Origin of the sequence: Mycolicibacterium pyrenivorans, assembly GCF_025821625.1 — a bacterium.
GTDB lineage: Bacteria > Actinomycetota > Actinomycetes > Mycobacteriales > Mycobacteriaceae > Mycobacterium > Mycobacterium pyrenivorans.
Genome location: NZ_JACKSH010000046.1, coordinates 50851 through 63723 on the forward strand (window position 1 = coordinate 50851; position 12873 = coordinate 63723).

At 68.3% G+C, this 12873-nt stretch carries 10 protein-coding genes and 2 pseudogenes; 9 read left to right on the top strand and 3 right to left on the bottom strand.

The features are described 5' to 3' along the window. Window positions 1-40: 40 nt before the first annotated feature. From H7I57_RS06650 to H7I57_RS06685, 8 genes and pseudogenes are all read left to right on the top strand, one after another. Window positions 41-2485: a GcvT family protein gene (locus H7I57_RS06650; protein ID WP_264022579.1), complete on the top strand. Its 2445-nt coding sequence runs from the start codon at window positions 41-43 to the stop codon at window positions 2483-2485. Window positions 2486-2490: 5 nt separating this feature from the next. Next, the gene (gene solA / locus H7I57_RS06655) at window positions 2491-3624 is read left to right on the top strand and encodes an N-methyl-L-tryptophan oxidase (RefSeq protein ID WP_264022580.1); all 1134 of its coding nucleotides are present in this window, start codon (window positions 2491-2493) and stop codon (window positions 3622-3624) included. Continuing rightward, window positions 3621-4766, top strand: a complete 1146-nt coding sequence (locus H7I57_RS06660) for an aromatic ring-hydroxylating oxygenase subunit alpha (RefSeq protein WP_264022581.1) — start codon at window positions 3621-3623, stop codon at window positions 4764-4766. Before solA ends, H7I57_RS06660 begins: the two co-directional genes overlap by 4 nt. Before the next feature lie 110 nt (window positions 4767-4876). Further along, a pseudogene (locus H7I57_RS06665) lies at window positions 4877-5158 on the top strand (aldehyde dehydrogenase family protein); the annotation flags it as partial. Then, a pseudogene (locus H7I57_RS06670) lies at window positions 5158-5448 on the top strand (amino acid permease); the annotation flags it as partial. The pseudogenes H7I57_RS06665 and H7I57_RS06670, both read left to right, overlap by 1 nt. After that, the gene (locus H7I57_RS06675; RefSeq protein ID WP_264022582.1) at window positions 5441-6988 is read left to right on the top strand and encodes a GMC family oxidoreductase; all 1548 of its coding nucleotides are present in this window, start codon (window positions 5441-5443) and stop codon (window positions 6986-6988) included. The pseudogene H7I57_RS06670 and the gene H7I57_RS06675, both read left to right, overlap by 8 nt. Beyond that, window positions 6963-7895: a cyclic nucleotide-binding domain-containing protein gene (locus H7I57_RS06680; protein WP_264022583.1), complete on the top strand. Its 933-nt coding sequence runs from the start codon at window positions 6963-6965 to the stop codon at window positions 7893-7895. The genes H7I57_RS06675 and H7I57_RS06680 overlap by 26 nt, the downstream gene beginning before the upstream one ends. A gap of 10 nt (window positions 7896-7905) precedes the next feature. Beyond that, complete coding sequence (locus H7I57_RS06685) at window positions 7906-8685, top strand: IclR family transcriptional regulator (protein ID WP_264022584.1); 780 nt, start codon at window positions 7906-7908, stop codon at window positions 8683-8685. Window positions 8686-8732: 47 nt separating this feature from the next. Here H7I57_RS06685 and H7I57_RS06690 read toward each other — a convergent pair whose 3' ends face one another. Together H7I57_RS06690 and H7I57_RS06695 are read right to left on the bottom strand one after the other, a co-directional pair. After that, window positions 8733-10349 (bottom strand): alpha/beta hydrolase, encoded by a 1617-nt coding sequence (locus H7I57_RS06690; RefSeq protein ID WP_264022585.1) that lies wholly within the window; start codon window positions 10347-10349, stop codon window positions 8733-8735. Continuing rightward, window positions 10346-10624, bottom strand: a complete 279-nt coding sequence (locus tag H7I57_RS06695; RefSeq protein ID WP_264022586.1) for a DUF7162 family protein — start codon at window positions 10622-10624, stop codon at window positions 10346-10348. Before H7I57_RS06695 ends, H7I57_RS06690 begins: the two co-directional genes overlap by 4 nt. A 218-nt stretch (window positions 10625-10842) precedes the next feature. On the opposite strand from H7I57_RS06695, the gene pafA reads away from it, so the two are divergent. Further along, the gene (gene pafA, locus H7I57_RS06700) at window positions 10843-12201 is read left to right on the top strand and encodes a Pup--protein ligase (RefSeq protein WP_264022587.1); all 1359 of its coding nucleotides are present in this window, start codon (window positions 10843-10845) and stop codon (window positions 12199-12201) included. A 78-nt stretch (window positions 12202-12279) separates the two neighbouring features. Here the strand turns inward: pafA and H7I57_RS06705 are convergent, their stop codons facing one another. Then, complete coding sequence (locus H7I57_RS06705) at window positions 12280-12870, bottom strand: class I SAM-dependent DNA methyltransferase (RefSeq protein WP_264022588.1); 591 nt, start codon at window positions 12868-12870, stop codon at window positions 12280-12282. Window positions 12871-12873 lie beyond the last annotated feature (3 nt).

The following is a 12873-nucleotide window of genomic DNA, read 5'->3' on the forward strand; positions in this document are numbered from 1 at the left end:
AACCCATCTGCGGATCAGTGTGAAATCGGAGCGGCCGCGCATGCCCAAGGTCGTCGTGATCGGTGCCGGCATCGTCGGCACGTCCCTGGCCGATGAGCTCACCGCGCGCGGCTGGACCGAGGTCACCGTCGTCGACCGTGGGCCGTTGTTCGCCACCGGAGGCTCCACCTCACACGCCCCGGGGCTGGTGTTCCAGACCAACCCGTCGAAGACCATGAGCGCATTCGCCAAGTACACGGTCGAGAAGTTCGGCTCGCTGGAGCATCCGCAGGGGTGGGCGTTCAACCCGGTCGGCGGCCTCGAGGTGGCCACCACCCCCCAACGGTGGGCCGACCTCCACCGCAAAGCCGGGTGGGCTCAGGCGTGGGGGATCGAGGGGCGCCTGCTGACGGCCGGCGAATGCGTCACCCTGCACCCCCTCATCGACAAGGACCGCGTCCTCGGCGGGTTCCACACCCCGGCCGACGGCCTGGCCAAGGCGCTACGGGCCGCGGAGGCGCAGGCCCGCCGAGCCGAGGGCAGGGGCGCCACGCTGCGTCCGCACACCGAGGTGCTCGGCATCGTCGACAACGGAACTCGCGTCACCGGTGTGCGCACCGCCGACGGCATCATCGACGCCGACATCGTGGTGTGCGCGGCCGGCTTCTGGGGCGCGCATTTCGCCCGGCAGGTCGGGCTGGTGCTGCCACTCGTGCCGATGGCGCATCAATATGCGCGGACCGGACAACTCGAGTCACTCGTGGGACGCAACACCGAACTCGCCGAGGCCGGCCTGCCGATCCTGCGCCACCAGGACGCCGACCTGTACTTCCGTGAGCACGTGGACCGTCTCGGCATCGGCTCCTACAGCCATAGGCCGATGCCCGTCGACATGTCCACGCTGCTGGCCGACACCGCAGGTGAACCGATGCCGTCGATGATGCCGTTCACCGAGGACGACTTCGCGCCCGCATGGCAGGCAGCGGCCGAACTGATTCCCGCGCTGGAGGATTCGAAACTCGAAGAGGCCTTCAACGGCATCTTCTCGTTCACCCCGGACGGATTCTCGATCATCGGTGAGCATCGCGAGCTGCCCGGATTCTGGGTCGCCGAGGCGGTCTGGGTGACCCACTCGGCAGGCGTCGCACGGGCGACAGCGGAGTGGATCATCGACGGCACACCCTCGATCGACACCCACGAGTGTGACCTGTACCGCTTCGAGGACGTCGCGCGCAGCCCGTCGTTCGTCATGCAGACCAGCTCCCAGGCGTTCGTCGAGGTCTACGACGTCATCCACCCACACCAGTACCGCTCCGCGCCGCGCGGCCTGCGCACCAGCCCGTTCCATGCGCGACAGGTCGAGGCGGGGGCATTCTTCTACGAAGGGGGCGGCTGGGAACGCCCGGCCTGGTTCGAAGCCAACGACGCAGTGCTGCAACAGCTCGCAGCCGACGGTCTGGTCCTTCCCGAGCGTGACGAGTGGGCGGCGCGGTTCTGGTCACCGATCTCCGTCGCCGAAGCACACTGGACCCGCCGGCGAGTCGCCATGTACGACATGACGCCGCTGACGCGCTACGAGGTGTCCGGCCGCGGTGCGCTCGCGTTCCTGCAACGGATGACCTCCAACAACGTGGACAAGAGTGTCGGCTCGGTCACCTACACCCTGCTTCTGGACGAAACCGGGGGAATTCGAAGCGATCTCACCGTCGCCCGGCTGGCGCCCGAGGTTTTTCAGGTCGGCGCGAACTCGCCGATGGACTTCGATTGGCTGTCGCGCCATCGGCCCGCCGACGTCGTGCTGCGCGACACCACCGGCGGCACCTGCTGTGTCGGCGTCTGGGGCCCGTCGGCCCGCGAGGTGGTCGCACCGCTGTGCCCAGACGACCTGTCCCACCGGGGTTTCCGGTACTTCCGCGCTATCCGCACCTACCTGGACGCCATCCCCGTGACCATGATGCGGATGTCCTACGTCGGCGAACTCGGGTGGGAGATCTACACCAGCGCCGAATACGGAGCGGCGCTGTGGGATCTGCTCGCGCGGGCGGGCCGACCGCACGGGATCATTCCGGCAGGCAGGATCGCGTTCAACAGCCTGCGCATCGAGAAGGGCTACCGCAGCTGGGGGGCCGACATGACGGCCGAGCACCGTCCCGCCGCGGCCGGCGTGGGCTTCGCGGTGCGGATGGACAAGGACGTCGACTTCGTCGGCAAGGCGGCGCTGCGGCGCGCGCCGGCGCCCGAACTTATGCTGCGCAGCATCGTGTTCGACGACCCGAACGCCGCAGTGCTGGGCAAGGAGCCGGTGTCCGTCGACGGGGCCTGTGTCGGCTATGTGACCAGTGCCGGTTACTCGTCGACCGTGGGCCGCACCATCGCCTACGCGTGGCTGCCTGCGCACGTCGGTGTCGGCGACGCCGTCACGGTCGACTACTTCGGTGCCACCCACCACGCAGTGGTGCACGCCGACCCGGTGGTGGACCCCGAGATGCTGCGGATCAAGAGGTAGCGCCGATGGTTCACGACGTCATCGTCATCGGGCTCGGCGGCATGGGCAGTGCCGCGGCGTATCACCTCGCCGCGCGCGGCCAGCGGGTGCTCGGGCTGGAGAAGTTCTCGCCGGCCCACGACAGGGGCTCCAGCCATGGCGGTTCGCGCATCATCCGGCAGTCCTACTTCGAGGACCCCGCCTATGTGCCGCTGCTGTTGCGGGCCTACGAGCTGTGGGCAGCGTTGGCCGCCGACTCGCAGCAAGAGGTGTACCGCATCACGGGTGGGTTGTTCATCGGCCCGCCGGACTGCCTGACCGTGGCGGGCAGCCTCAAGGCCAGCTGCCAGTGGGAACTGCCGCACGAGGTCCTCGATGCCGCCGAAATCCGTTCCCGCTTCCCGAACTTCACCCCCGATTCTGGTGACATCGCGCTCTATGAGGACAAGGCGGGTTTCGCCCGTCCGGAGCTGACCGTTCAGGCTCACCTCGCGCTGGCCGAACAGGCCGGCGCTACACTGCAATTCGGCGAGCAGGTTCTCGAATGGGCCGAGACCGCAGCCGGTGTCACCGTCCAGACCGACCGGGGCACCTATACGGCGGGTCAGCTGGTCATCTGTCCCGGCGCGTGGGCGCCGCAGCTGCTGGCCGAGTTCGGCATCCCGATCACCGTCGAGCGCCAGGTGCTCTACTGGCTGGACCCCGCAGGGGGCACCGCGCCGTTCGTCGATCACCCGATCTTCATCGACGAGAGTGCCGACGGTATGCAGATCTACGGGTTCCCCGCCATCGACGGCGCGCGGGGCGGCGTCAAGGTCGCATTCTTCCGCAAGGGCGTGGTGTGCACCCCCGACACCATCGACCGCACCGTGTACGACCGCGAGATCCGCGAAATGCGTGAGCGCACAGCAGAACTGCTTCCCGTGCTGGACGGGCCGTGCCTGCACTCGGCGACGTGCATGTACTCGAACACCCCCGATCAGCATTTTGTGATCGCCCGGCATCCCGGCAGCGAGAACGTCACCGTCGCGTGCGGGTTCTCCGGTCACGGCTTCAAGTTCGTCCCGGTGGTGGGGGAGATCCTCGCCGACCTCGCGATCACGGGTTCGACGGCGCACCCGATCTCGTTGTTCGACCCCCGCAGGTTGGTGACCACATGACAGCGGATCCTCCACCGCTGGTCCAGCCGCCCTCGGCTCTTCGTGCCACCCTCGGCGGCGCCTACTACGCCAGCCCCGACGTGTTCGCCGCTGAACAGGAGCGCATCTTCGAGGCCATGTGGTTCTGTGCGACCAGGTCATCGGACCTCGCGTTACCCGGCAGGTTCAAGAAGGTCCAGATCGGCAGCGAGAGCGTGTTGCTGGTACGCGGGCGTGACGGACTACTCCGGGCGTTCCTGAACATCTGTCGACACCGTGGAGCCCAGTTGTGCACCGAGGCCGAGGGACAGGTGAGGCGCAGCCTGCGCTGCCCGTATCACTCCTGGACGTACGCGCTGGACGGCAGGCTCACGGCCGCGCCCAACATCGGGGCGCTGACCGACGATGCGGGCGCGCTGATCGACCGGTACGAGTTCGGCTTGGTGCCGGTGGCGCTGACCGAATGGCTCGGCTACGCCTGGGTGTGCCTGGCCGAAACCCCACCGCCCTTCGAGGAGGTGGTGGTGGAGGCGACCAGGACGCTCGGCGACGCGGACGCCATCAACCGGTACGGGATCGGCGGCCTTGATGTGGGCCACCGGATCGTCTACGACGTCGCGGCGAACTGGAAGCTGATCGTCGAGAACTTCATGGAGTGCTACCACTGCAGCTCCATCCACCCCGAGTTGGTCGGGGTGCTTCCCGAGTTCGCGCGCGGCGTGGCCGCACAGGCCAACGTCGGTGTCGGCGCCGAATTCGGCCCGCAGGTAGCCGGATTCACGATCGACGGCGCAGCCGGGTTCGACCGGCTGCCGGGTATCACCGACGAGCAGGACCGGCGTTATTACGCCATCACGGTGAAACCGACGGTCTTCATCAACCTGGTGCCCGATCACGTCATCTTCCATCGCATGTACCCGATGTCGGCGGAGCGCACGGTCGTGGAATGCGACTGGCTCTACACCGGTGAGGTTCTCGGATCCGACCAGGACCTGTCCCACTCGGTCGAGCTGTTCCAGCGGGTCAACGAGCAGGATTTCGCCGCGTGCGAGCGAACTCAACCCGCCATGTCGTCGCGGGCCTACCGGCAGGGCGGCGTCCTCGTCCCCACCGAACACCACATCGCGGAGTTCCATGAGTGGGTAGTGTCCCGTCTCGGCTGACGAGTAAGGGGAGATCGGCCGGGGGCGAGCGAAGCGACGGGAGATCGGCCGGGGGCGAGCGAAGCGACGGGAGATTCGGATGGGGGCGAGCGAAGCGACGGGAGATTCGGATGGACGGCGAGCCTGACCTCTGGATCGGTGGCACCTGGCGCCATTCGTCCGACGGCGGCACCCGCGACATCATCAACCCTGCCAACGGGAGTGTCGCCGCCGTCGTCGACGAGGCCACCCCCGACGACGCAACCGCCGCGGTGGCAGCAGCACGGTCGGCCTTCGACGACGGCGCCTGGCGGGCCACGCCGGTGACCGAGCGTTCGGAACTCCTGGATCGGGTGGCCGATCTGCTGCAACGCGACAAAGAGCGGTTGGCGTCGCTCGAGACCCGGGACACCAGTGGCCGCCGAAGGATCTCGAGGAGGGGGGCTACTTCACGATGGGTCGCTGGGGACTGCCGGTGAACATCGTGGCCGTCGTCTGGGGTGTGAGCATGGCGCTGAATCTCGCGTGGCCGCGTTCTGCGGTCTACGGCGACCCCTGGTACAACACCTGGGGGGCCTTCGTCTACATCGGGATCATCCTCGGGTCCGGGCTGGGGTGGTATTTCGTCAAGGGCCGCAACCACATCGGCACACTGAACTCGCATGTCGCCGAGACGGTCGCCGAGGTGGGCGCTGATGGCTGAGCAACGTGAGTTCGGCACCGCGGAGTTCGATTATGTGATCGCCGGCGGCGGCACCGCCGGGTGCGTGCTCGCCGCCCGGCTGTCGGAGGACCCCGGCGTCACCGTGTGCCTGATCGAAGCCGGACCATCCGATGTCGGCGACGACGCGATCCTCGACTTGTCCGCATGGATGCATCTGCTCGACTCCGGTTACGACTGGGACTATCCGGTCGAACCGCAGGAGCGTGGCAACTCGTTCATGCGGCACGCCAGAGCCAAAGTGCTCGGCGGCTGCTCGTCGCACAACTCGTGCATCGCGTTCTGGCCGCCCGCCGAAGCTCTGGACGAATGGGTCCGCATGGGTGCCGTCGGCTGGGGCGCAGCAGATGTGCTCCCGCTCGTCGAGCGGCTGACACAAACGGTGCTGCTGCGCGACGTTCCGCCCGAAGACCCCTGTGGTGCAGCGGTTCTGGAGGCAGCAGCGATGGTGGGCCTGCCGACGGTGGCGTTCAACCGCGGTGAGACGGTGCGCAACGGGGCGGGGTGGTTCCAGATCAACGCGGCGGTGGAAAAGGACCGCCTCACCAGGCTGTCGACGTCACATGCGTTTCTGCACCCGATCATGGGGTCTCGCAAGAACTTGGAGGTTCGCACCGATGCGTGGGTCTCGGAGATCCTCTTCGACGACTCGCTGCGGGCCACCGGGGTTCGTCACCAGCGGCCCGACCTGACCGGATACGACACCGTGGGGGCCCGCCGCGAGGTGATCCTCACCGCCGGGGCGATCGACACCCCGAAGCTGTTGATGCTGTCGGGGATCGGGCCGACCGCACATCTGCGCGAGATCGGGATCCCGGTGCGCGTCGACGCCCCGGGAGTGGGAGCCAACCTCGACGACCATGTCGAAGGTCTGGTGTCGTGGGAGGCCGCCGAACCGATGGTGACGAAGTCGACCCAGTGGTGGGAGATCGGGTTGTTCACCACGGTCGACGAGGACGTCGTCCAGCCCGACCTGATGATGCACTACGGCAGTGTGCCTTTCGACATGAACACGCTGCGCCACGGCTACCCGACGACGGACAACGGATTCTGCTTGACACCCAACGTCACCCAGGGCAGGTCGCGGGGGACGGTGCGGTTGCGCTCACGGGATTTCCGGGACCGGGCACGGGTCGACCCACGCTATTTCACCGACCCCGACGGTTACGATGAGCGGATCATGCTCACCGGGGTGAAGCTGGCTCGAACCATCGCCGAGCAGGCGCCGCTGGCCGCCTGGGTGGGCAGGGAGCTGGCGCCGGGACCCGAGGCGACCTCCGACGACGAGCTGCTCGACTACATCCATCGATGCCACAACACGGTCTACCACCCTGCGGCGACCGCGCGGATGGGCGCGGCCACGGACCCCATGGCGGTCCTGGACCCGCAGCTTCGCGTGAAGGGGGTGTCGGGCCTGCGCGTGGTCGACGCCTCGGCGATGCCGAGGCTTCCGTCGGTCAACCCCAACATCACCGTGATGACGATGGCGGAGAAGTGTGCCGACCTCATCCGAACCTCCTGAGCGCAAAGACGTTTCGTCGTTCCTGGCCGAGCACACCCCGTTCCAGGGGTCGACGGAGTCCGAACTCGCCGAGCTCGCGCAGGGGGCGTCGGTGGAACAGTTCCCCGCCGGCGTCGTCGTCGCCGACTACGCGGCCCGGGTACCGGACGAGATCTGGATGGTCCGCGACGGCGTGGTGTCCTTGCGGGCCAGTGCGGACGGCTCCCGGATCGACGTCGTCGGGCCAGGAGGGATCTTCGGCTACATGCCGCTGCTGACCGGTGCGGGAATGGATTTCGAGGCGCGCACCACCGCGCCGAGCACATTGATCCGGCTGCCGGGTGTGCTGGTCCGGGCGCAGTTCGCCAAACCTGCCGGGTTGGCGTTCCTGGCGTCCACGGGCTGGAACCGCGGCTCGACGGACCGGCCCACCATCGCTCCCGCGACCGACGGCAGGTCCGTCGCCGAGCTCGTCCACGGCGAGGTGCTGATGGTCGGACCGTCGGAATCGGTCCGCGACGTCGTCGTGAGGATGACCGAACACCACGTGTCCTACGCGCTGATCCGGTTGACCGATGGTGGGCTCGGCATCTTCACCGATCGCGACCTGCGCACCCGGGTCGTTGCCGTCGGGCTACCCGTCGATGTGCCCATCGCCGAGCTGATGAGCGCCCCCGCGCGCACCGTGACCGCCGATCTGACAGCAGACAGCACATGCCGGTCCTCACCCTGGGGCGACGTGTTCGCGATGCTGCAACGCCTGCGGATGGCACATCAGGTCGAGCAGATCGCCGCGGGTCACACCCCGGGCGACGTGATCACCACGTCGGAGCTGTCGCCACTCAACCGCAGCCTGCTCGGTGACGGCTTGCGCGAGATCGCCGCAGTGCGGCGGCGGGTCGGCAATGTCGGGTTTCACGGCGTATAGGGTCGGGACGATGGCCAAGCGAGACGATTCACCCGCCGCCGTGCAGTCGGTGGATCGTGCTCTGCTCGTCCTGGAGATTCTGGCCGGTATGGGCCAGGCGGGTGTCACCGAGATCGCTGACGAACTCGGTGTCCACAAGTCGACGGTGTCGCGCCTGATCGCGGTCCTGGAAGCGCGAGGCTTCGTCGAGCAGGTGTCCGAGCGCGGCAAGTACCGCCTGGGTTTCGCGGTGTCGCGGCTGGCGCGCGCCGGCAGCGCCCAGCTGGACCTCGCCAGGGTCGGCCAGGACATCTGTGACGGACTCAGCGTCGAAGTGGGCGAGACCGTCAACCTCGCGGTGCTCGACGGTGATCGCATCGTCAACATCGTCGAGGCGATCGGTCCGGCCGAGATCACGTTGCGGACCTGGGTCGGTCAGAGCTGCCCGGCGTACGCGACCTCCAGCGGGAAGGTGCTGCTGGCAGGACTGGATCCCGCCGAGGTGCGGTCCCGGCTGGGCGGCGCGTTGAAGTCCTTCACCGACACCACGGTGTCCGACCTGTCGGACCTGCAGCGTGAGCTGGCGGGAGTGCGCGACCGCGGATGGGCCAGTGTGTCCGAGGAGCTCGAGGTCGGGCTCAACGCCGCGGCGGCCCCCGTCTATGACAAAAACTCGCAAGTGGTTGCGGCGCTTAGCGTTTCGGGCCCCGCCTATCGCCTGGGGGCCGAGCGGTTCGAAGAGATCGCGAAGCTGACGATCGCCGCCGCGGACACGATCAGCCGCCGGCTGGGCTGGATCGCGCGCGACTGAGGACCGGGAATAGGCCTGCCCGGACCCAAGTTGTGGTGACATCGTTGTCACTTGCCGGAACCAAGACGCTGCAGGGTTTGCGTCTCCCCGGCGATGACCGCCAGGATCGCGCGCCACGCGTCGGATGGCCGATTGAGCATGCCGCTGTGTGCTTCCCAGCCGAACACCGGCCGACCGTCGTCGTAACGTCCTGTGCGCAACCGGGTCACCCCGGGCATCTCGTCCGGGTCTGCGCCGTGCGGGCCGACGGGGATGCCCTGCACGGCGTGGATGAAGTCGCCGGGCGCGGTCATCGAGAACCTCAGCACGTCCGGGTTGCGGTTGTGCCAGTCTCCGGCATCGTCGACACCGACGCCGGCCCCCGCCGCGGCCAGAAACAGTGTGCGGTCCGACGTCAGCCCGAAGACCTCGGCGGTCCCGACGATCGACCCGCCGTACGAATGGCCGATCACCGTGACGGGGACGCCGGGTGGCACGGTGCGTTCGACGTCCTCGCTGAACGCCACCAGTCGGGGTGCCATGTCCATCGCGTAGCCCGGATCGGCGGCGTTGAGCAACACCGCCGCGGGGTCGCGAACCTGCGGAAACGGGCCGCCGAGATAGGTGATCACGGCGACGTCGCCCGCGGTGCCCGACACGAACCGACGTGCGGTGGACGTGTTGGCGGCCGAGCCCTCGATGGTGGTGTTCACGCCGGGAACGAGCACCGCGACCGCCCGTGCGGAGGCGAGGTCACCGTTGAGTTCGATCAGCGAGGCGCGACCCGGGTCGAACGCCACGATTTGGCGCTGGATGCGGCCGTGGCGGCCGACGGGATCGTCGATCTCGCCGAGCAGGCCGCGGTAGAACTCGATGCGGCGTCGGGAATTCTCGTCGGCACCGGTTTCGGTGACGATGGCCGAGGCGATGTTGAGTCGATTCGCCGCGACCCGCATCGCCCAGGGCACGCCATCCGTGTTGCCGACCTGCCGGGGAAACGCGGTGACGAGGTGGTCGCGCTGCTCGGGGGTCATCGCGGCGATCTGGCCGGCGATGCGGTCCTGGCTCATACCCGGCCAGGCGTCGGCGAGGTCGGGCGACTGCACCGGCGATGCGCCCGCGGTCACGGTCGCGGCGGGTGGCGGCGCACCCCGATCTTGTCCGAACGCACCGGCGAGGTCAGCCGCGGCGTCGGCGTCGGCGCTGCCGAGGCGCTCGAGGGCACCGCCGATCCGCGCGCTCAACTCCGCGGCGCGCGACTCCAGCAGGTCCTCGGCGACCCCCTCCGCACCGCCGGCGAGCAGCACCAACAACGGCCCGGGCTCGTCGCCGACGCCCACCCTCCCGTCCTCGGCAACGGTGAAGCCCTCTCGTTCTGCCTGCTCGACCTGGGAGAGGACGTCGAACCGGGCCGACGCGATCTGGCCGGCACCGTCTGAGGCGGCCACCGACGCCGCGATCAGACCGCGTGCCACCGCGCCGGCGTCGGCGGCGATCTGCTGGGCGTGCAGGCGCGCCGCATCGGCTGCGGTCCCGGTCCAGTAGTCACGACTCTCGGCGGTGTGGGCGACGACGCGATCGACGAGTCCGGACAGGCGGCGGGCGGCCTCGTCCAGGTCGTCGGCCAGTTCACGCAGCGCATCGGGCCGCCATGCGTCGGCCTGAGAGACGGTCGGCCGGGTCAACGGGAGGCGATCCGCTCGCCGGTGGCGGTGTCAGCGTGTTCGAACGCGTCGGCCGTCCTGCGAGCGGCGCCCGCCCACTCGCGCATCGCGGTGCCGACCTCTTCGAGCCGGGCCCGAAACCGGCGGGACGTCACGACCGCGCCGACCGCGGAGCCGCGCAGCTCGTCGGGATGCAGTTCCGGGCAGCGCAAGTCGGCGACCTCGGATGCGGCCGTGGAAACCCCGGCGGCGAGGTGGCGCAATCTATCGAGATCGACGTGTGCGATTTCCCCCATGGCTCATGCTGGCAGATCCCGCCCCCGGCCTTCCCGGGTTATCCACAGGCCACAGGTCCAACGCCGCCAACGCTGAAAGTCGCGCCGGCAGAGCGAGCGCTATCGGCGTCGTCTGCTCTTCGCGCAAGCGGCTCATCGGCGTCGTCTGCTCTTCGTGCAAGCGGCTCATCGGCCCCGTCACGCCCCCGCACCCGCAAGCAGCAAGTAGTCTCGATGAGGTGCAGCGACGAATCATGGGCATCGAGACCGAATTCGGTGTCACCTGCACGTTCCACGGCCATCGCCGGCTCAGTCCCGACGAAGTGGCGCGCTATCTGTTCCGGCGGGTCGTGTCGTGGGGGCGTAGCAGCAACGTCTTCCTCCGCAACGGTGCGCGCCTGTACCTCGACGTGGGCAGCCACCCGGAGTACGCGACCGCCGAATGTGACAGCCTCACGCAGTTGGTCACCCACGACCGCGCTGGTGAACGGGTGCTCGAGGACCTGCTCATCGACGCCGAACAGCGCCTCGCCGACGAAGGCATCGGCGGTGACATCTATCTGTTCAAGAACAACACCGATTCTGCGGGCAACTCCTACGGCTGCCACGAGAATTACCTGATCGTGCGCGCAGGCGAGTTCTCCCGTATCTCCGATGTGCTGCTGCCGTTCCTGGTGACCCGCCAGCTCATCTGTGGTGCAGGCAAGGTGCTGCAGACCCCCAAGGCCGCGACGTTCTGCCTGTCGCAACGGGCCGAGCACATCTGGGAGGGCGTGTCGAGCGCGACCACCCGTTCGCGGCCGATCATCAACACCCGCGACGAACCGCACGCCGACGCCGAGAAGTACCGCCGTCTGCACGTCATCGTCGGCGACTCCAACATGAGCGAGTCCACCACCATGCTCAAGGTGGGCTCGGCGTCGTTGGTGCTGGAGATGATCGAGGCCGGGGTCGCGTTCCGCGACTTCTCGCTGGACAACCCGATCCGCGCGATCCGCGAGGTCAGCCATGACCTGACCGGACGACGGCCGGTGCGGCTGGCCGGGGGCAGGCAGGCCAGCGCGCTGGACATTCAGCGCGAGTACTACGGCCGCGCCGTCGAGTATCTGCAGACGCGGGAACCCAACACGCAGATCCAGCAGGTCGTCGACCTGTGGGGCCGTCAGCTCGACGCCGTCGAGAGCCAGGACTTCGCCAAGGTCGACACAGAGATCGACTGGGTGATCAAGCGCAAGCTGTTCCAGCGCTACCAGGACCGCTACAACATGGAACTGTCAGATCCCAAGATCAGCCAGCTCGACCTGGCCTATCACGACATCAAGCGTGGCCGCGGCGTGTTCGATCTGCTGCAGCGCAAGGGTCTGGCGGCACGCATCACCACCGACGAAGAGATCGAGGCGGCGGTGAACACGCCGCCGCAGACCACCCGTGCCAAGCTGCGCGGTGAGTTCATCAGCGCCGCGCAGGAAGCCGGCCGCGACTTCACGGTCGACTGGGTGCACCTCAAGCTCAACGATCAGGCGCAACGCACGGTGCTGTGCAAGGACCCGTTCCGGTCGGTCGACGAACGGGTGAAACGGCTCATCGCGAGCATGTGATGCTCAGGCGCGGTGCACCGCTGCCTATTCGCTCCTCGCGTGCGCGGCTGCCTATTCGCTCCTCGCGTGCGCGGCTGCCTATTCGCTCCTCGCGTGCGCGGACACCGCGTAGTCGCCGCCGGTGAACGGTTGGCGGTCCCACGTCGCCCAACGGTCCACCAATTCCAGGCCCGCCGCGGCAGCCGACTTGTCGTATTGGTCCAGCGTCAGCCGATCCTCGCGTAGCTGAAACCCCGCGACCAATAGTCCGCCGGGCACCAGCAGGGCCGCGAGCTCGGCGATGACGCGGCCTTCGGTGCCGCGTTCCACGAAGATCATCACGTTGCCGGGCAAGGCGACCAGGTCGAACGACTCGTTCAGATGCGATCCGGCGTCGACGAGGTCCGCCTCGATCCACCGCAGCTGCGGCGCCTTGGCGCGGGCCGCGGTCAGCATCGCCGGGTCGAGGTCGATCCCGGTGACCGAGAAGCCGCGCGCGGCCAGTTCGATCGCCACCCTGCCCGTGCCGCACCCCGCGTCCAGCACCCGGGTCCCCCCGGACTCCCGCAGCAGCGACTCGATCAGATCGGCTTCGCCGTGCACACTGGCCCCGGACGCGGCGAGACTCTGCCAGCGCGCGTCGTAATCCTGCCCGCGCGGCACGTCGGAGTGCTGCCAACGGCTGCCCATGGG